This is a genomic window from Mesorhizobium sp. NBSH29, from assembly GCF_015500055.1.
Lineage (GTDB): Bacteria > Pseudomonadota > Alphaproteobacteria > Rhizobiales > Rhizobiaceae > Neomesorhizobium.
Map to the genome: position 1 here is coordinate 1,235,811 of NZ_CP045492.1, position 17,658 is coordinate 1,253,468.

Annotated in this window: 16 protein-coding genes; 12 read left to right on the forward strand and 4 right to left on the reverse strand. The window is 58.8% G+C overall.

Annotated elements, in window-relative coordinates:
* The first annotated feature begins 68 nt into the window (after window positions 1-68).
* Window positions 69-347: a hypothetical protein gene (locus GA830_RS06075; protein WP_195164176.1), complete on the forward strand. Its 279-nt coding sequence runs from the start codon at window positions 69-71 to the stop codon at window positions 345-347.
* Here the strand turns inward: GA830_RS06075 and GA830_RS06080 are convergent.
* On the reverse strand, window positions 329-994 hold the full coding sequence (locus GA830_RS06080) for a helix-turn-helix transcriptional regulator (protein WP_195164177.1): 666 nt from the start codon (window positions 992-994) through the stop codon (window positions 329-331). The two genes, GA830_RS06075 and GA830_RS06080, sit on opposite strands and share 19 nt — an antisense overlap.
* A gap of 88 nt (window positions 995-1,082) precedes the next feature.
* On the opposite strand from GA830_RS06080, the gene GA830_RS06085 reads away from it, so the two are divergent.
* From GA830_RS06085 to GA830_RS06095, 3 genes are all read left to right on the forward strand, one after another.
* Complete coding sequence (locus GA830_RS06085) at window positions 1,083-1,721, forward strand: hypothetical protein (protein WP_258045574.1); 639 nt, start codon at window positions 1,083-1,085, stop codon at window positions 1,719-1,721.
* Window positions 1,722-2,045: 324 nt separating this feature from the next.
* Entirely contained in the window at window positions 2,046-3,074 is a 1,029-nt protein-coding gene (locus tag GA830_RS06090; protein ID WP_195164178.1) for a DmpA family aminopeptidase, read from the forward strand.
* A gap of 2 nt (window positions 3,075-3,076) precedes the next feature.
* Window positions 3,077-3,877, forward strand: a complete 801-nt coding sequence (locus GA830_RS06095) for a M55 family metallopeptidase (protein WP_195164179.1) — start codon at window positions 3,077-3,079, stop codon at window positions 3,875-3,877.
* On the opposite strand, the gene GA830_RS06100 is transcribed toward GA830_RS06095, so the two are convergent.
* Window positions 3,827-4,813 carry a LysR family transcriptional regulator gene (locus GA830_RS06100; protein WP_195164180.1) on the reverse strand — a complete coding sequence of 329 codons (987 nt, stop codon included), beginning with the start codon at window positions 4,811-4,813 and terminating at the stop codon, window positions 3,827-3,829. The two genes, GA830_RS06095 and GA830_RS06100, sit on opposite strands and share 51 nt — an antisense overlap.
* A gap of 342 nt (window positions 4,814-5,155) precedes the next feature.
* Here GA830_RS06100 and GA830_RS06105 point away from each other — a divergent pair, with 342 nt between their 5' ends.
* The 8 genes from GA830_RS06105 (at window position 5,156) to GA830_RS06140 (ending at window position 15,134) form a co-directional block, all read left to right on the forward strand.
* Window positions 5,156-6,781 (forward strand): amidohydrolase, encoded by a 1,626-nt coding sequence (locus GA830_RS06105; RefSeq protein ID WP_195164181.1) that lies wholly within the window; start codon window positions 5,156-5,158, stop codon window positions 6,779-6,781.
* 67 nt (window positions 6,782-6,848) lie between these two features.
* On the forward strand, window positions 6,849-8,441 hold the full coding sequence (locus GA830_RS06110; RefSeq protein WP_195164182.1) for an ABC transporter substrate-binding protein: 1,593 nt from the start codon (window positions 6,849-6,851) through the stop codon (window positions 8,439-8,441).
* Window positions 8,442-8,525: 84 nt separating this feature from the next.
* Entirely contained in the window at window positions 8,526-9,461 is a 936-nt protein-coding gene (locus GA830_RS06115; protein ID WP_195164183.1) for an ABC transporter permease, read from the forward strand.
* A 3-nt stretch (window positions 9,462-9,464) separates the two neighbouring features.
* Window positions 9,465-10,286, forward strand: coding sequence for an ABC transporter permease (locus tag GA830_RS06120; RefSeq protein ID WP_195164184.1), 822 nt, complete (start codon window positions 9,465-9,467; stop codon window positions 10,284-10,286).
* Entirely contained in the window at window positions 10,283-11,200 is a 918-nt protein-coding gene (locus tag GA830_RS06125; protein WP_195164185.1) for an ABC transporter ATP-binding protein, read from the forward strand. The genes GA830_RS06120 and GA830_RS06125 overlap by 4 nt, the downstream gene beginning before the upstream one ends.
* Window positions 11,197-12,147 (forward strand): ABC transporter ATP-binding protein, encoded by a 951-nt coding sequence (locus GA830_RS06130; protein WP_195164186.1) that lies wholly within the window; start codon window positions 11,197-11,199, stop codon window positions 12,145-12,147. Before GA830_RS06125 ends, GA830_RS06130 begins: the two co-directional genes overlap by 4 nt.
* A 9-nt stretch (window positions 12,148-12,156) precedes the next feature.
* The gene (locus tag GA830_RS06135) at window positions 12,157-13,689 is read left to right on the forward strand and encodes a M81 family metallopeptidase (RefSeq protein ID WP_195164187.1); all 1,533 of its coding nucleotides are present in this window, start codon (window positions 12,157-12,159) and stop codon (window positions 13,687-13,689) included.
* Between the two features lie 140 nt (window positions 13,690-13,829).
* A complete protein-coding gene (locus GA830_RS06140) occupies window positions 13,830-15,134 on the forward strand; it encodes a glucoamylase family protein (RefSeq protein ID WP_195164188.1) in 1,305 nt (434 codons plus the stop codon).
* A gap of 209 nt (window positions 15,135-15,343) precedes the next feature.
* Here GA830_RS06140 and GA830_RS06145 read toward each other — a convergent pair whose 3' ends face one another.
* Both GA830_RS06145 and GA830_RS06150 read right to left on the reverse strand, forming a co-directional pair.
* Window positions 15,344-16,144, reverse strand: a complete 801-nt coding sequence (locus GA830_RS06145) for an ABC transporter substrate-binding protein (protein WP_195164189.1) — start codon at window positions 16,142-16,144, stop codon at window positions 15,344-15,346.
* A gap of 78 nt (window positions 16,145-16,222) precedes the next feature.
* Complete coding sequence (locus tag GA830_RS06150) at window positions 16,223-17,440, reverse strand: pyridoxal phosphate-dependent aminotransferase (RefSeq protein WP_258045575.1); 1,218 nt, start codon at window positions 17,438-17,440, stop codon at window positions 16,223-16,225.
* Window positions 17,441-17,658: the final 218 nt, after the last annotated feature.

Consider the following 17,658-nt stretch of genomic DNA (forward strand, 5'->3'; position numbering starts at 1 on the left):
TTGCCCGCCGCGTTTTGCGGCACACAAACAAAAAAGCCCGCCATGCGCACGCATCGGCGGGCTTTTTCATGAAGGTGAGGACCGCTCTTTTCCAGGGGTTTTGTCGTTCATCTCGCGGCGTCGGTCTGCGACAGCCGGAAGATCCGGTCATCACTTCTTGGCAGTCGCCCGGCTCGGTGCGGGCGCAGGGGACGCCATCCGGCAAGCGCATCGTCGAGATAGAGCGTGATGGTTCTTGCCACACCCATACCGATCGGGAAGTCGCCGGCTTCGTCGGCGAACGAACCATCGGCGATGATTTCGACAAGGCTATTTTTAGCCTTGGCACCTACAATGTCGCCAGATAATCCTTAAACTCCTTGCCAGTTTCTGGAGCGAAGCGTTCCTTGGTCGTCTTGACCTCGATCAACCGGTCGGCACGAAAATTTCTAAATGCACCTCTGGCCTCGCACCAAGCCGTCAAGAGCCAGATTGAATCGAACCCAGTCATGCCCAGTGGTCGAACATATCGTGTGGTGGTGTGTTCATTCAGGTCGGTATACGTGATGTTGAGCATCAGGCGTCGTTTGATCGCATTGCGTATCGGTCCGAGGAAAAGCTGCGCCTTGGAGGGCGCCGAATAGGCTATGACCCCCGACTGCCGGACGCTGCCTCGGTCTGCAACCGGCAAGACCGCTTCAAGTTTCGCTGCAACGCGCTCTGCAGCACGTTTGAGGGCATCATCGCCGCGCGCGCTCACAAGTTGAATGCCAATAGCGACCGCGTCGAGCTCATCTTCGTCAAAATGCAATGGCGGTAGAAAATAACCCCTTTCCAACTGGTACCCGATGCCGCCCTCTCCCCGTATCGGCGCCCCCATCGCTTGAAGGGAAGCCATGTCGCGATAGATCGTCCGCTCTGTAACACCGAGCAGGCCACCGAGCGCCTTGGCCGAAACCGGCTTGCGGTTGAAGCGCAACTGGTCAAGCAATGCAAAAAGACGCGCAGCGCGCATATCGACCCCTGACAGAACCTGTCCATGCCTTTGCCTATTAGACCTCGGGGCAACCGCTCACAATAGCGTAGGCATAGGAGGAAAGTACGTGCTTAAGAACGACAGGGGACCAATCCGCGTCTTGGGGTTCGCCCGATATGAGAAACGTCATGACGCTGCTCCCGTGGACGTCGTCGCTGCGGCGCTCAGGTGGCAGGAAGAGTTTTTGGCGCAACAGGATGGCATTGCTTTCCATGCCTTTTTTGGGAATTTGCGCGGCGGCTTTGCAGATCTGATCCTGGCACGAGACGACGCTGCCTTCGCAGAGATGACAAGTCGCTATGCCGAAGCGGAAAGCGCCCGCAAATTCGTCGACTTGCTGGATCGAGAGAGCATCCGGCTTTGCAAGAGCACCATCCTCAAGGATCCGCTTTCACTCCCGGATGGCTTTTCGTGTGTGGAGTTTGGGACATTTCGCATACCAGCGGGTCGCGCAACGACCGCGCAAACAGTTAAAGACGCATCCGACCACATCGAGGCAACCTACCTTCGAGGATCGGACAATACGCGCGAACACTTTGTCGGTCTCATCAATGACGAAACCTATTGTGAAGTCGTTTTCGGTCGATCTCTTGCTGAGACACGCCGCACCTGTCTGGGATACCTGGACAATCCGGACTGCCAAAAACTGCTCACTCTCTTCGACCCCGAGAGCGTCGATCTCGATTTCTGGTACCTGCTGGCCTGAGCCTTCCAACGTATGTGGCAGATCACACAACTGCACTCCGGTTCCACCTAGGCGCGGCTTTTAGCCAGGCGCCTCGTTGACGATCGGAAGGCACGCTTTGGGCAATTCCAACATATCTATGGAGAAGCGACGTCACCTCCAGTGCGGTCACACCCGTCATCCGCAGTGCCGGCCACAGGTCGGAAACGGCCAGCCTGGTCCAATGACACGTTGCCTGAAGGAAATTTACCTTCAGGCAGTTCTTGCGTAGATGAACTGGGACGAGGCCCGATGAGCGGCCCGTGCTTGAATGAGCAGTCCTTGATTGACGGGCGGGATATGAAAATGGTCACGGCACGACATCTGGGCATCGATGTGGGGCGGCTGACGCCTGGCCCGAACAACGCAATCACCGATGTGCCGGGTGTCCTGATCGGCCACAAGACGATTGTCGGGGACGGACTGGCGACGGGCGTCACGGCCGTGCTGCCGCATGGCGGAGACCTGTTCCGATCTAAAGTCAGAGCGGCGGTCGAGATCATCAACGGTTTCGGTAAATCTGCCGGGCTGATGCAATTGGCCGAACTGGGCACTGTTGAAACCCCGATCCTTTTGACCAATACATTCTCGGTAGCGCCGTGTGTTGAGGCGCTTATCAGGCGCGCAATTGCCGCCAACCCCGGAATCGGGCGAGAAACCGGCACAGTCAATCCCGTTGTGTGCGAATGCAATGACGGCGGCATCAACGATATCCAGGCAATGGCCGTCACCCGGCAAGATGCCGAGGCGGCGTTGGACGCAGCCAGCGCCGGTCCGGTCGAGCAAGGCAGCATCGGCGCCGGCGCCGGCATGACGTCCTTTGGCTTCAAAGCCGGCATTGGCAGCGCATCCCGGTTGGTCGAGATCGGCTCTCGCCCCTTTACACTCGGCGCCCTGGTCCTCTCCAATTTCGGCAGAACCGGTGACCTCATTCTCCCGAATGGCCGCAGAGCCGATCCCAAAGGGCCGTCGCAGCCGGAAAGCGGATCGATCATCATCATTCTCGGCACGGACCTGCCGCTCGACGACCGGCAACTGAACCGCGTCGCGCGCCGTGCCGGCGCCGGCATTGCCCGTCTCGGTTCGTTTTGGGGGCACGGCAGCGGCGATATTGCCATCGCCTTCACGACCGCCGATCCCTTGCCGCATGCCTCTTCTTCGCCGTTCAGCTCGATCTCACGTATGGACGATCGACACATCGACCTCGTTTTCGAGGCGGTTGTGGAAGCAACGAGCGAGGCCGTTCTTAATGCTCTGTGCGCCGCGCAAAGCGTGATCGGGCGAGGGGGTCGCGAAATTCCGGCTTTAGCCGACTGGTTAGAGAGGACCCTTTGAGCATGAAGATTTTCATTTCCGCCGATATCGAAGGCACCGCGGGCATTCAATCCTGGGATGAAACAGAAAGAACGCATGCCGATCACACGGAATTTCGCGAACTTATGACCGCCGAAGTCCTTGCGGCCTGCGAGGGCGCGCAGGCGGCAGGCGCTACCGAAATCGTGATCAAGGATGCGCATGATAGCGGGCGCAACCTCATTCTCGAACGCATGCCGTCATGCGCGCGCATCATAAGGGGCTGGTCGGGACATCCGGACGCAATGATGTTCGGGGCCGACGAAAGCTTCGATGCTGCGCTCTATACCGGCTATCATTCCAAGGCCGGCGTCGAGGACAACCCGCTCGCACACACTTCGACATTGCGCATATCAAGGCTGATCCTGAATGGAGAAACAGCCTCCGAATTCACCTTGAATGCGCTATGTGCCGCGCGTTATGGCCTGCGGTCGGTGTTTCTCGCTGGTGACGAGGGCATTTGCGCTGATGCCAGAGCCCTCGTCCCGGGTATCGTTACTGTCGAGACGCTCAAAGGCGTCGGCGCATCTACCATCTCCCTTGCGCCGGCGGCAGTACGCATTGCCATACGAGAGGGTGTCGAAAAGGCGCTTGGCGACACGATGCAAATGGCTCCGCCCGTGATTCCTGAAAGCGTGGAAATCACCATCGAATTCAGCAATCCCGTCGATGCTTACCGCGCCTCCTGGTATCCCGGCGTGCGCCGGGATGGGCCGCGCGCCGTCGCCTTTTCGTCAGATAACTTTTTCGAGGTGCTGCGCGCCTACCGTTTCATGAAGAGTTGAGTCTCTAGCCCAGCTTTTCCCGGCCAGCGCCTTGGAGGCTTGCCAGATCGCTTCCACCGTAGGGCTGCGCGTGTTGTCCGAACTGCGGTACAGCCGTATTTCAAGATCGAGCATCCAGGTGGAGTTGGTTGAACAAGCGACGAGGCCGCCACTCGAAATGTCTTTCTCGACGAGACTTTCCGGCAGCCAGCAGATGCCGGCGCCTGCCAGCGTCAGTTCCCTGAGACCTGCACTGATCGTACTCTCGTGCACCGTTTGACGCCGACAGGGTGAGTGTTTCGAGAAAAGCCGTCCAAGCGCCACGCCGAAGAAAGAACTATGACCGTAGCCTAGATACGGCAGAGGCAGGGTCGCCGTGTCCGGTTTGTCCAAAATACCTGACGCGGGCAGCCCCGACTGTAATTCTGGCGCAGCGACGGGGATCAGACGGTCAGCACCGATGGTCAAAAAGGCGAACTTGTCGCGGTCGAGGTGAAACGGAACTTCACGATGTGCGTAGGTAAGAAAAAAATCGGTTTCATTATCAATCAGCGCAGCCAGGTTCGCTTCGATACCGCCCCTGTCCGCGATGAAGGACGTGCCAAACTTTCGGGTGTTGCGCTGCAGTTCCTTTAACCAGTCGGGGAAAAAAGTGATGGTCAATGTGTGAAGGGCGGCAAAGCGGACCAGTCCCTGTTCGGCGGGCGGACGCAACGACTCGCGAACCGAATAGAACATCCTGATCGCATCCTGCGCCATCGGAAGAAAGTTGCGTCCAGCAGGTGTCAATTCTGCCGGTATGGTCGCGCGGCTGATGAGCGGCGCTCCGACCCACGTCTCAAGCTGCTTAATGCGTCGGCTGAAGGCCGGTTGAGTGACATTGCGTATTTCAGCAGCGCGCCAAAAGCTCGATGTTTCGGCGAGCGTTACGAAATCTTCCAGCCATTTAATTTCCACTTAGTTCCCCTTAACCGCCGATTGTCAGCCGCAACCAATCTGTATTTCAAATAATTACGCTGTTATGCAAATTTTGCATCGGTTATTGCGAAAACCGAATTGGCCACGGACCGGCAGAGACCGCAACGTGAGATGAACAAGCTGGCATTGAAGCTGGCGTCCGGGAGGGGACCATTTCAAAATCCGCCATCGATCGGGCCGAACTCGCGCATGCCGTTGACACATGCGACACTACCCAGCTTACTGGGCATCATTGTGCGGCAAAGGATGACGTGACGGATCGGAACATCTCGTCAACCAAAGCTGGCGACGCGTTGCGTGCGCCTGGGGGCAGAAAGCAACATGAATTCCGTAAATAGGGCCGATCTCGTTCTGCATAGCGGCAAAATTTGGACCGGTTACGGTAATCCGGTCGCAGAGGCGATTTCGGTTGTTGGCAACAAGGTGCTGGCCAGCGGCTCGAACACAGAGATCATGGCGTCGATTGGCCCGGATACGAAAATTGTAGACTTGGCTGGGCGCTTTGCCATGCCAGGTTTGAACGACGCGCATCTGCATCTGATCTCGACGGGACTCCTCCGTGGCAAGGTAGATGCGACGCCCGATGCAGCGCCGACCCGTGACGCACTGCTTACCGCGCTTCAGGCGCGTGCCGCCGAAACGCCCAAGGGCGAATGGGTAACCGCGCGCGGATTTGACCAGACCCGATATGCGGACGGCCAGATGCCCACCGCAAGGGAATTGGACGCGGCGTTGCCCGATCACCCGGTCTCGGTCACGCGCGCCTGCGGCCACGTCACGATCGTCAATTCTTTGGCGCTGGCGCTGGCGGGCATCGATTTTAGCACGCCCGATCCAGATGGCGGCCTCATTGGCCGCGAGGGTGGCGAGCTTACCGGAATGCTGGCGGAAAACGCCCAGAACCTCGTTTATGATGTCCAGCCAACGCCGTCACTTGCCGAGATTATCGATGCAATAGAGGCGGGTGGCCGTCACCTCCTGGAGTTCGGTATTACCTCCTGCATGGATGCAGCTGTCGGCCAGGTCGATGGGATGACCGAGATCGAGGCTTATCGGCAAGCCGAAGGCAGCGGCCGACTGCCGGTCCGGGTTTGGGCGACGCTGCTCGGCGACCCCGGATCGTCCATCGTGGACCCCTGCCATGCCATGGGCCTCGTCACCGGCAGCGGAAGCGACATGTTCCGCATAGGCGGCGTGAAAATATTCACGGATGGCTCCGCTGGCGGGCGAACAGCCTGGATGCGCCAACACTATATCGGGCAACCTGACAATTTCGGTATTCGAATGCTCCCCGATACCCAGTTGTTCGAACTGGTCGATCGCTACACTGCAATGGGCTATACCATGGTGTGCCATGGCATTGGCGACGCCGCCATAGACCAGCTCGTGCGTGCTTATGAACGGGTGCGCGCTGCCAATCCGGATCACAAGCACCGGCACCGGATAGAGCATTGCGGCTATGTCGATGATGCTATCAATCAGCGAATGCTGAAGGCAGGTATCCTGCCTGCGCCGCAGCAGGTTTTCATCTACGATTTCGGCGACGCCTACGTCCTGGTTCTTGGGCCGGAGCGTGGGTTGCGCTCCTATCCAATCGGGACCTGGGAACGGCTGGGCATGAAGCCGTCCACCGGCAGCGATTCGCCGGTCTGTTCGCCCAATCCCTTCCCGGATCTCTATGCCATGCTGACGCGCAAGACGCACAAGGGCACGGTGATGGACGCGTCCGAGAAACTGACGCCCGAACTGGCTTTGCGCGCCTATACCGAGCATGGCGCCTACTCCCAAGGTGCGGAAGCGGTGAAGGGCCGGCTGGAGGCGGGAATGCTCGCGGACATCGCGGTTTTTTCCAACGATCTCCTAACGGCCGCGCCCGAGACAATTCTGCGTGAAACACGCTGTGTTATGACAATTCTGGATGGACGCATCGTCTATGAAGGAAGTTGAGGCCGGATGCCTCGCGGATCTGCCTCTGAAGGAAACTAACAAGAACCACACAGGGAGGAACTGAGAAATGTTGACCAGACTTAGCTTAATTGCGGCGCTTTCGCTCGGAACGGCGACCATCGCGCTAGCGCAGGACGCCACTCCAAAGGATGGTGGAAAATTTGTGTTCATCGCGCCTTACGGCAGTTCCATCACATCGCTCGACATCACGGCGACCCCGCATACCCAAGACGAAATCGTCGCCAAGGCGATCAATCGCTCGCTTTACAAATGGAACCCGGAGAGCGGCAAACCTGAGCTCGACCTTGCGGAATCGGTCGCGACGTCGGACGACGGCAAAACCTATACATACAAGCTTAAAGAGGCGACCTTTCACAATGGCGACAAGCTCGACGCCGATGACCTGATCTGGTCCTACAACCGTCTCGCTGATCCCAAGAAAGCGTTGCCAGGCGCCGAGCAGATGCTGCAGATTGCTGGCGTCGCCGAATTTCAGGCCGGTAAGGCCGACCATGTTTCTGGGTTGAAGAAGATCGACGACAGGACCGTCGAGATCACGGTCAACAACCTAGCCGATCCAGGCTGGAACCTGATGTCGAACTATGCGCCTATCTATTCCAAGGACTATCCGGAAGATCAGCTTGCCTCCAAGCCGAATGGCCTTGGCCCGTTCAAGCTGACAAACTACGTTCCAGGCTCAAAGGTCGAATTCGAGAAGTTTGACGGCTACTTTGAGAAGGGCAAGCCGCACCTCGACAAGCTCGACATCATGCTGATGGGCGAAGCCTCGGCCCGCGACGTTGCCTTCCGCAACGGGGAGATCGACGCTAACGTTCTCGGCCCGGTACAATATGAGGCCTATGGTCAGGATGCGGCGCTGAAGGACCACATCCTGGAAGTGGCAGAAGTTTACACCCGCAACATCGGCTTCAACACGAAGGTCGAGGCGTTCAAGGACAAGCGCGTCCGCCAGGCGATCAACTATGCGATCAACAAGGATCTCATCGTCGAGAAGCTGCTGAAGAACAAGGCCTATTCGGCGGTCTCCTGGCTGCCAGTTTCGTCGCCGGCCTTCGACAAGGACGCCAAGCCCTATGCCTATGATCCGGAAAAAGCCAAGGAGCTGCTCAAGGAGGCGGGTTTCGAAACTGGCCTCAAGTTCTCGGTAACCGCGACCTCGAATGAAAGCTGGGGCTTGCCGATCGTCGAGGCAATCATTCCCATGTTGGCAAAAGTAGGCGTGGAAGTCACGACAGACCCGGTGGAAAGCTCTGTCCTGTCCGACAAGATCCTGTCCGACAACTTTGATGCATTCATCTGGTCGAACTCGTCGGGTCCCGATCCCCTGAAATTTCTGACCTGCTTCCAGTCAAAGACGTCGCAGACCGCCTGCAACTACGTCAAGTTTAACAATGCCGACTTCGACAAATTGATCGAGCAGGCAGGCAACGAAACCGATGCGGCCAAGCAGAACGATCTCCTCCGGCAGGCGAACAACCTGCTGCAGGAAGAGGCGCCAGTCTGGTTCTTCAACTACAACAAGGCCGTTATGGCCTATCAGCCTTGGGTCCATGGATTGAAGGCGAATGCCATGGAACTCGCGATCCAGGATTACGAAGACATCTGGATCGATGCCGACGCGCCCGCGTCGCGCAAGTAGTGGGGTAGCTTGATTTCTGGCGGGACCGCATATGTCAGTCCCGCCAGTTCCATAGCGACCGCCCAATGAAAGGCAAAACCGCGGATGTTGCGCTTTATATTTCGCCGCTCGCTGCAGATGATTCCCACATTGCTGGCGGTCGTCCTGATCATTTTCGTGATATTCAGCGTTGTTCCAGGCAGTTTCATATCAAGTTTGATGTCCGAGGGGCGTAACGCCACGAATGCGGATGTCATGGCGCACCTGAACGCCCAGTTCGGACTGGACAAACCTCTGCTGGTCCGCCTGTGGGATTATCTGTGGGGGCTGGCGCATTTCGACCTTGGAATTTCCTACCGGACCCGCGAACCGGTGTGGAACGTTATTGAGCCGCGGCTCTGGCCTTCGATCACACTCGCACTGGCAGCCATGGGTTTTGCCGCAGGGATCGGCATTCCTCTAGGGTTCATCGCGGCACTGAAGCCTGGCAGCGTGTTTGATACCGGCACGATGGTACTCGCTATTTCCGGCCTGTCGCTTCCCGAATTCTGGTTCGGCCTTCTCCTGATGTATTTCTTTGCACTTCAGCTGGGCTGGCTGCCCAGCTTCGGGTACCAGGCCGGCAGCATCCAGTACATCATATTGCCTGCCATCGCGCTCGGCGTATCTCCGATGGCGCTGCTGGCGCGGACGACGCGGGCGGGTGTTCTGGACGTGATGAACGCCGATTTCGTGCGCACGGCGCGCGCCAAAGGGTTGACCGAGACGCGTCTGGTGCGCGCCCATGTCACCCGCAACGTTCTGGTACTGATCCTGACCACGCTTGGCCTTCAGATCGGATCGCTCATGGGGCAGGCGATCGTCGTCGAGAAACTGTTTTCTTGGCCAGGGGTCGGATCGCTTCTGGTCGACAGCGTGTCCACGCGTGACATTCCCGTCGTTCAAGGTGCCGTCATCGTGATCGTGTTATGGTTTCTCGTCATCAACATGTTGGTCGATGTCGCCTATGCCGTGATTGACCCGCGCATCAAGGTGGATTGATCCATGCGGCTGCGCTTCAATTTTGTCTTTGGGCTGACGCTGGTACTGATTGTGGTCGTCGCGGCGATCAGCGCAGACTGGATTGCGCCGTACGATCCGATATTCGACGCCGACCTGATGAATTCAGAAATGCCTCCCAGCTGGGAACATCTCTTGGGTACGGATGGGCAGGGCCGCGATGTCCTTTCCCGTGTCTTTTACGGCGCGAGGGTGTCGCTGACCGTGGGTCTTGTCTCACAGTTGATCAACTCGTTCATCGGCACGGCGCTCGGCGTTTCGGCCGGCTATTTCGGTGGCTGGTGGGACGATCTGGTCAACGGGCTGACCAACGTGATGCTTGCAATACCGTCGCTGGTCTTTGCACTCGCTATAATGGCGGTGTTGGGGCCGGGCTTGCCAAGCCTCCTGATTGCGCTGGGCCTGACCAACTGGTCGTGGACGTGTCGCATCGCCCGCAGTTCTACCCTTTCACTCAAGAGTCAGGGCTTCGTGCAGGCCGCCAAGGCAGCAGGCTTCGGCGATGTCAGCATCATGCGAACACAGATATTGCCGAATATCCTTGGTCCGGTGCTGGTCATAGCGACGCTTGGCATAGGCGGTGCGGTGCTGTCGGAGGCGGCGCTTTCGTTCCTTGGCGTCGGTATCCGCCCACCGCAGCCGAGCTGGGGCAACATGTTGTCCGATGCACGCGAACTGATGCGTGTCGCCCCTTGGGCCGCGGTCTTCCCTGGCCTCGCGATCTTTACCACGGTCCTTGGCTTTAATCTGCTTGGCGACGGTCTGCGCGACATGCTTGATCCCCATATGAGGACCGCGAGAACATGACCGGTATTTCACCCGATCCGGTCCTGTCGGTACGAGACCTGCGTATCGGCGTTGGCAAGCTGAACGAAATTCTTCACGGCGTCTCCTTCGACATCCTGCCAGGGGAGACCTATGGGCTCGTCGGCGAATCCGGCTCGGGAAAAAGCATCACTGGCCTGTCGGTCATGGGGCTTTTGAAGCGCCCGCTGGAGGTGACCGGTGGCTCAATCTTGTTCCAGGGCCAGGATGTGCTCAAGCTTGGCGGCCGCGCCAGGCGCCGCCTGCGCGGCGACCGTATGGCGATGGTGTTTCAAGAGCCCATGACGGCGCTCAATCCGCTGGTGACGATTGGCCGCCAGATCGCGGAAATGTTCGTCGTTCATAGGGGGCTTGGATGGTCAGATGCGCATAGGAAAGCCGTCGAAGCGCTGGAAAGCGTGCGGGTGCCGTCGCCCGAGGAGCGCGCCCGGTCCTTTCCACATCAACTGTCCGGGGGGATGCGCCAGCGCGTCATGGTTGCGATCGCCCTCGCCTGCCGTCCGGACCTTTTGATTGCAGACGAGCCGACAACCGCGCTGGATGTGACGGTTCAGGCAGGCGTGCTGGAATTGATTGCCGAGCTCTGCACGGCCGAGGGGACAGCCGTTCTGCTGGTTAGCCACGATCTGGGTGTGATCGCCAATATGTGCCGGCGCGTCGGGGTGATGGATCGGGGGCGGCTAGTCGAAGAACAGGATACCAGGGCTCTTTTCGAGAATCCGCTGCATCCTTACACCCGCGGCCTGCTTGCTTCGCGCCCTCGGCTAGGTTCGCGGACGCTTGCCGGGCGTGGCCGCCTGGCCGAACTCGACAAGGTCGTGGCCAGCGCGGAACGCGGTCGCGACACGGCGACGCTGACGACGCCACGCGGTTCGCGTCTGGAGGCGACAATATGAGTCTGCCCCTTCTGGAAATCCGCGATCTTAACGTCAACTTTCCGATGCAGCGTCGATCGCTGTTCGGGCCGAAGCGAACGCTCCGCGCCGTACACGGAGTGAGCCTGACCCTGAACGAAGGAGAGTGCCTGTCCATTGTGGGGGAATCCGGCTGCGGAAAATCCACCACCGCCCTGACCGTGATGGGCCTGCAGGAGCCAACTTCGGGAGAGATACTATTCAAGGGCAAGCCACTGACGGGACCTGGCGCTCCGACCCGGAAGGATCGGGCGCGCATCGCGCAGATGGTGTTTCAGGATCCCTATGCATCGCTCAATCCGCGCCAGACTATCGGCCGGATGCTGTCCTCACAGCTTGTCCTGCATGGGATAGCCAGGGGCAGCGAAGCCAGCCACCGCGTCGCTGATATGCTGGTGCGTGTTGGCCTGACATCGGACCATGCCGATCGTTATCCTCATGAGTTTTCGGGGGGGCAACGTCAACGGATCGGCATCGCTCGGGCGTTGATGCTCGACCCGAAAATTTTGGTGCTGGACGAGCCCGTATCGGCGCTGGACGTATCCATCCAGGCACAGATCATCAATCTGCTGATGGATTTGCAGGAAACGCTGGGCCTTAGTTACATTATGATTTCTCACGATCTGAGCGTGGTGGAGCATGTCAGCGACCGCGTCGCGGTCATGTATTTCGGCCGCGTGGTGGAAGAGGGCGACTGGCATTCGATTTTCAGCCGCCCGACGCACCCCTATACGCGGCGTCTCATCGGTTCGGTTCCCGATCCCGATGCGTTGCTGACCGGCGCACGCGCCTTGCCTCATGCTGCCGCCGTTCCAGACGCCGCCCGTTTTTCGCCGGACATTTCGCGCCCGCCAAAGCCTGACGAAGAGCCTGAGCCAAGCGCGCTTATCGAGATCGGCAGCGGCCACCGCGTTCGTCTCGCACAATAGAGACCGCCCATGACGTTTACTGTCCTTACTTGCGAATTCATGCACGAGAGCAATACGTTCTCACGCTATCGCACCGACTTGCCGCAGTTCCAGGTGGATACGCTACTCTATGGCGACGAGGCGATCCGCGCCCGGCGTAACGCTAATACCGAACTCGCTGGGTTCATCGATGTGGCTGATGCGGCGGGCTGGAACGTGATCCATGCGATTTCAGCGCATGCCGTGCCCGGCGGCCGAGTAACAAAGGCGGCCTATGACCACATTGCCGGTGTCATTGTGGAGGCAGCGCGTGCGAACAAGGGCCGTCTTGACGGCGTACTTCTCGGCCTTCACGGCTCGATGGTCCCGGATTTCTGCGATGATGGAGAGGGCTACCTGCTGGGCCTCCTGCGGGCAGAGCTTGGGGCAGACATTCCTGTTGCCGCGACGCTAGACCTTCATGCGATGGTGTCGGAAGACATGGTTCGGAACGCGCAGATCTTTGTGTCCTACAAGACCTATCCGCATGTGGATATGCGGGAAGCCGGGGCACATGCGGCTCGCATACTGGATCGTACCATGAGAGGTGAAATCGCGCCGCGAACCGTCAGGGCGCATGTGCCGACGCTGGATGAAGCGAATTCCGGCCGCACCGACATTCCCGAGACGCGGGCCCTTTATGAGCGTGCGCGCGCGGCCGAGGCTGAGGGCTTACTCGCGGTTTCCGTCAATGCAGCCTTCACGGGAGCCGACGTGTCCTGTGTCGGTCCCACCGTGCTTGCAACCTATGACAGCCGTGATCCCTTCGCCGAGGTCGCCGCTCGACGTGTGACAGAGGAACTTGCAGACAAGATCTGGCAGGGTCGGACCATGAAGCGAAACATTTTTATCGAGATCGATGAAGCCACCGCCGAAGCCCTCGCCTGGCGCGGCGACAGGCCGCTTGTCATCGCCGATTATGCCGACAATCCGGGCGCTGGCTCCTACGGCGACTCGACCGCGCTGTTGGAGGGCTTGCTCGATGCGGGTGTGAGGGGTGCAGTGCTGGCGCCAATGATCGACCCTGAAGCAGCGAGGGAATTACACCGCCACAAGGAAGGCGACACCGTGAAGGTAACGATTGGCGGCAAGGGTGATGCCAATTTCGGCGGTGGCCCGCTGACGGTGGCGGGTGTGGTGGCCAAGCTTTCGGAAGGCACCTACCTCGGCGACGGGCCGATCCAGGGCGGGCTTACCCATAGTTTCGGACCCACCGCCGTAATCAATGTCGAAGGCATCGAGGTCCTTGTCGTTTCGGAGGCGCAACAGATGGTGGACCTGCAGCAGTTGCGCGCGTTCGGGATCGAACCGACGGCTCGTCGCATCTTGGTGCTGAAGTCGATGCAGCATTTCCGCGCGGCTTTCGAGCCTATAGCGGGCAAGGTCATTGTCTGCGATACGGGCGCGCTAGCGACGCCGCGGGCCGAGCGGCGTCGCTATGTTCGCGCACCGCGTCCGCTCTGGCCGCTCGACAAGGATTTCGAGCGTCTCATTCGTCCCGCTTCCTTGTCCAACGCTCTATAACCACCTGGAGGAGTTTGCGTGCTCAGGTAAGCGGGGACTGCGGATCATCATCCAGAGAATGCCCTGTGGAGGCCAAGGCTGGCCTTGACACCGGCATTGTCGGAGCGCTCACAGAACTCAACAGAGCGACATATCGAAAAATGACGTCATCCTCACATGTTGGTACCGGCTCGAATGCCGAAGCCGATAGCATACTGCTCGATCTGGTTCAGAGGCAGACGTTTCGCTTCTTCTGGGAGGGTGCGCACCCGCTGAGCGGCCTAGCCCGCGATCGCCAGAAGACAACGGGTGACCCTGACAACGACCTCGTCGCTGTCGGTGGCTCGGGCTTCGGCATCATGGCGGTCATCGTCGCGGTCGAACGCGGCTGGATCACTCGCCACGCTGCGGTCGGCAGGCTGGACACGATGCTCTCATTCCTGGAGAGAACGCCGCGCTATCACGGCATGTTCCCGCATTTTATCGACGGTCGGACTGCGGCTACCATTCCGTTCAAGCGCAAGGACGATGGCGGCGATGTCGTGGAAAGCGCATTCCTGTTTCAGGGGCTTTTGTGCGCCCGCCAGTATTTCGACCAGGAGGTGGCCGCCGAACAAGACCTGCGGGATCGTATCAATCAATTGTGGCGGGAGGCGGAATGGGACTGGTACACGCGCGGCGGAGAAAACCGTCTCTACTGGCACTGGAGTCCCAATCACGGCTGGGCGATGAACCGCCTGATCGTCGGCTGGGACGAATGCCTGCTAGCCTTCGTACTTGCCGCAGGCTCCCCGGAACATGCGGTTGACGCCGATGTCTACCACGAGGGCTACGCCACGGGACCAGGGTTCCGCAACGGGCAAAGCTATCACGGCATCACCCTGCCGCTCGGCATGCCCTATGGCGGGCCGTTGTTTATCGCGCACTATTCTTTCTGCAGTCTCGACCCACGCGGGCTGACGGACCGCCATGCGGATTACTGGGAGCAAAACGTCCGCCACACCCGCATCAACCACGCGCATTGCGTCGCCAATCCGTACGATCATTCGGGTTATGGGCCGGACTGCTGGGGCCTGACATCCAGCCATGGCCCAAAAGGCTATGTCGCTCATGCGCCCGACAAGGACCTTGGGGTAATCACGCCAAGCGCGTCTCTGTCGAGCTTTCCCTACGCGCCGGTGGAGGCGATGCGCGCCCTCCGCGGTTTCCTGACAAAGCCGGAACGCCGCATCTGGGGTCGGTTCGGCTTCGTCGATGCCTTATGCGAAAACTCCGACTGGTATGCGCGTACCTATCTTGCGATTAACCAGGGGCCGATCATCATAATGATCGAGAATTTTCGAACCGGCCTGCTCTGGAACCTGTTCATGAGCGCACCGGAGGTTCGTTCGGGCCTGTTTAAGCTGGGCTTCCAAAGCCCGCATCTGTCACAGGCGTCAGTACCGCGCAAACCGGTGCCGACGTGACTGCGACATCCATGGAGACACAGGAAACTGCGCGAGGCTACAAACAGGGTTGCGGAATAGAGGGGTAACGAAGCTGCCTTTAGCCGGGTGGATCGCGCCACCTGTCGCTCAGTCCCTTCCGGCTCTCGCTAGGGTCGTTTATCAACGCCAGGCGATAGACCGCCAATGCGGCAGCCCAGCGTGCCCCGTTTCCGAGGCACGCCAATGAATTACTGCGCCAGAGGAATCGGCATCACTGTATTGATGGCAGAATCGGCAGCCGCATCAGCACCCAGCCATTGCTTGTGCAGGGCGGCCATGGTGCCATCCTTCTTGATGGCGTCAATCGCGCCATTCACCTTCTCCAGAAGCGGCGAGCCCTTCTTCATCATGATGGCAAACTTGTCGCCAGTCGGAATGGCTTCGACCACCTTCATGCCCGGCATCTTCGTAAACGCGAACTGGAAGCCAGCTATGTCTCCGACCGCTCCATCAAGGCGGGCCGAGGCGACATCGAGCAGCAGTTCTTGCTGGGCGTTGTAGCCACGAAATTCCTTGATGCCATATTTTTCAGTGTTTTCCTTGATCCAAGCTTCGCCGACCGAAGCAGAGATTGCTCCAATAACCTTGCCCTTCATATCGGCAAGTCCGGTCAGTGTGGTCTTGTCACCGGCGATCAGCGCGATATCGCTGTCGTAATAGCCCTGTGTGAACGCTTGGTTCTGGAGCCGTTCATTGGTTATGGAGATGGATGAAATCGCCATATCCACTCGGCCGGATGCGGTGGCTGCGAACAGCGCCTGAAAGCCAAGGTCTTGGAAAACAATTTCAGCGCCAAGCCGCTTTCCAATCTCCTTGACGAGATCGACCTCGAAACCCTCGAAATCACCGCTCTCTGTCTTGTTTTCCCACGGTGGATTGGCTGGATACGCGCCCACATTCAATGTCTCGGCGCTGGCAACAGTCGCCAGACCTAGACCGAGGGCAGCGGCGGCAAACGCGCCGATTAGTTTACGACGATGCATCAGCATGTTGGTTCCCCATTATTACCCTTGCGCGCAACCGCGGCGGGTTTCTTGTTACAGATCCGATATGACGCGGACCTTTCGTCATCCCAGCGCTGCCACCATACGGTCCAGCGCCTTGCGGATCTCGTTTTCGTCGCGCATCACACACATGCGAAGGAAGGACCGCGACGCATCGCCGAACAGGTAGCCGGGTGAAAGACCAACGCGGGAGGTTTCAAGAATATGCGCGCAGGCAGCCTTGGAATCTGGCTCTCTCTTCAGAGCGAAAAAAGCATACATTCCGCCTTTTGGTTTTGGCGGCAGCATTAGTGCATCAAGCGGCTCCAATGCGCTGTAGGTGAGATCGAGGCCACGTCTTGTGCGAGCCTTCAACTCCGCAACAAAGGACTCACCATGGCGTAATGCCGCCTCCGCGCCAGCTTGCGCAAAGGCTGCGGTACCACTGTTTGTATACTGCGTCATCGCCCCTATTTGCTCGGCTACGCCTGCCGGATGGGTCAGCCAGCCAACGCGCCAACCGGTCATCGCCCAAGCTTTCGAGAAGCTATTGATCGACAAGATGCGGTCCTCATCGTCCGCTATCTGCAGCATTGAGGGTGCGACATTACCTTCGAAGTAAAGCCGACCATAGACCTCATCGGAAATGATCCAGATGCCGGTACGTCGGCTGAAATCGAGTAACGCCTGCAGTTCGTCGCGGGTCGCGGTCCATCCTGTGGGATTGCAGGGTGTAGAGAGGAAGATGGCACGAGTGCGCGCATCACAACGCGCAAACAGCGCGTCAAGATCCAATTTCCAATCACCATCAAAGCGCAACGCCACGGGACGGGCCTCGCCACCGATCACATGAATCGCATGGTGAATGTTTGGCCATTGCGGCTCGAGATAGACAACATTAGTGCCGACATCGACCAGCATGTCGAGGGCCAGAAATAAAGCCTGCATACCGCCCGGCGTAATTGTAGAACGCTCAACCGGGATCGAGCGGCCATGAAGCGCGGTCTGGTATTGCGACAACGCCTCGTTCAGCGCCGTCGCACCACGCATATTGGGTATATAGAATGTGCTTCCAGCGTCGAGCGCGGCTTTAGCCGCATCACGGATGAAGCCGGGGGTCACAACGTCGCCCTCGCCATACCATAGCGGGATCACGTCGCCCAATGCGCCCGCCCGCACGGCCAATTTGGCAATGTTGTCTGTATGAAGATCCTGGATCTGCGCGCGAATACCCTCAAGAGCGGTACGTGCCGACAAATTCTGAGGGTATGAGCTCGTAGGTACGCGGCTAGATGCCATCATTAATCGCTTTCATGGAATACAATGGAGGCCCGCGCCGGATGCTACCGACTTCACGGAAAAGCAGCGCAGCTCTCCTATACAAGATCACCACAAAACCGTATACTGTTCAAGCGTATTCTTCATAGAAAACTCACGCGCGCCAAACATTGCGAGGCTAATAATTGATGGAAAGTGGGGATTTCTGCTAAACCACGCCAAATCAGCGTTGCGAAGCGAAA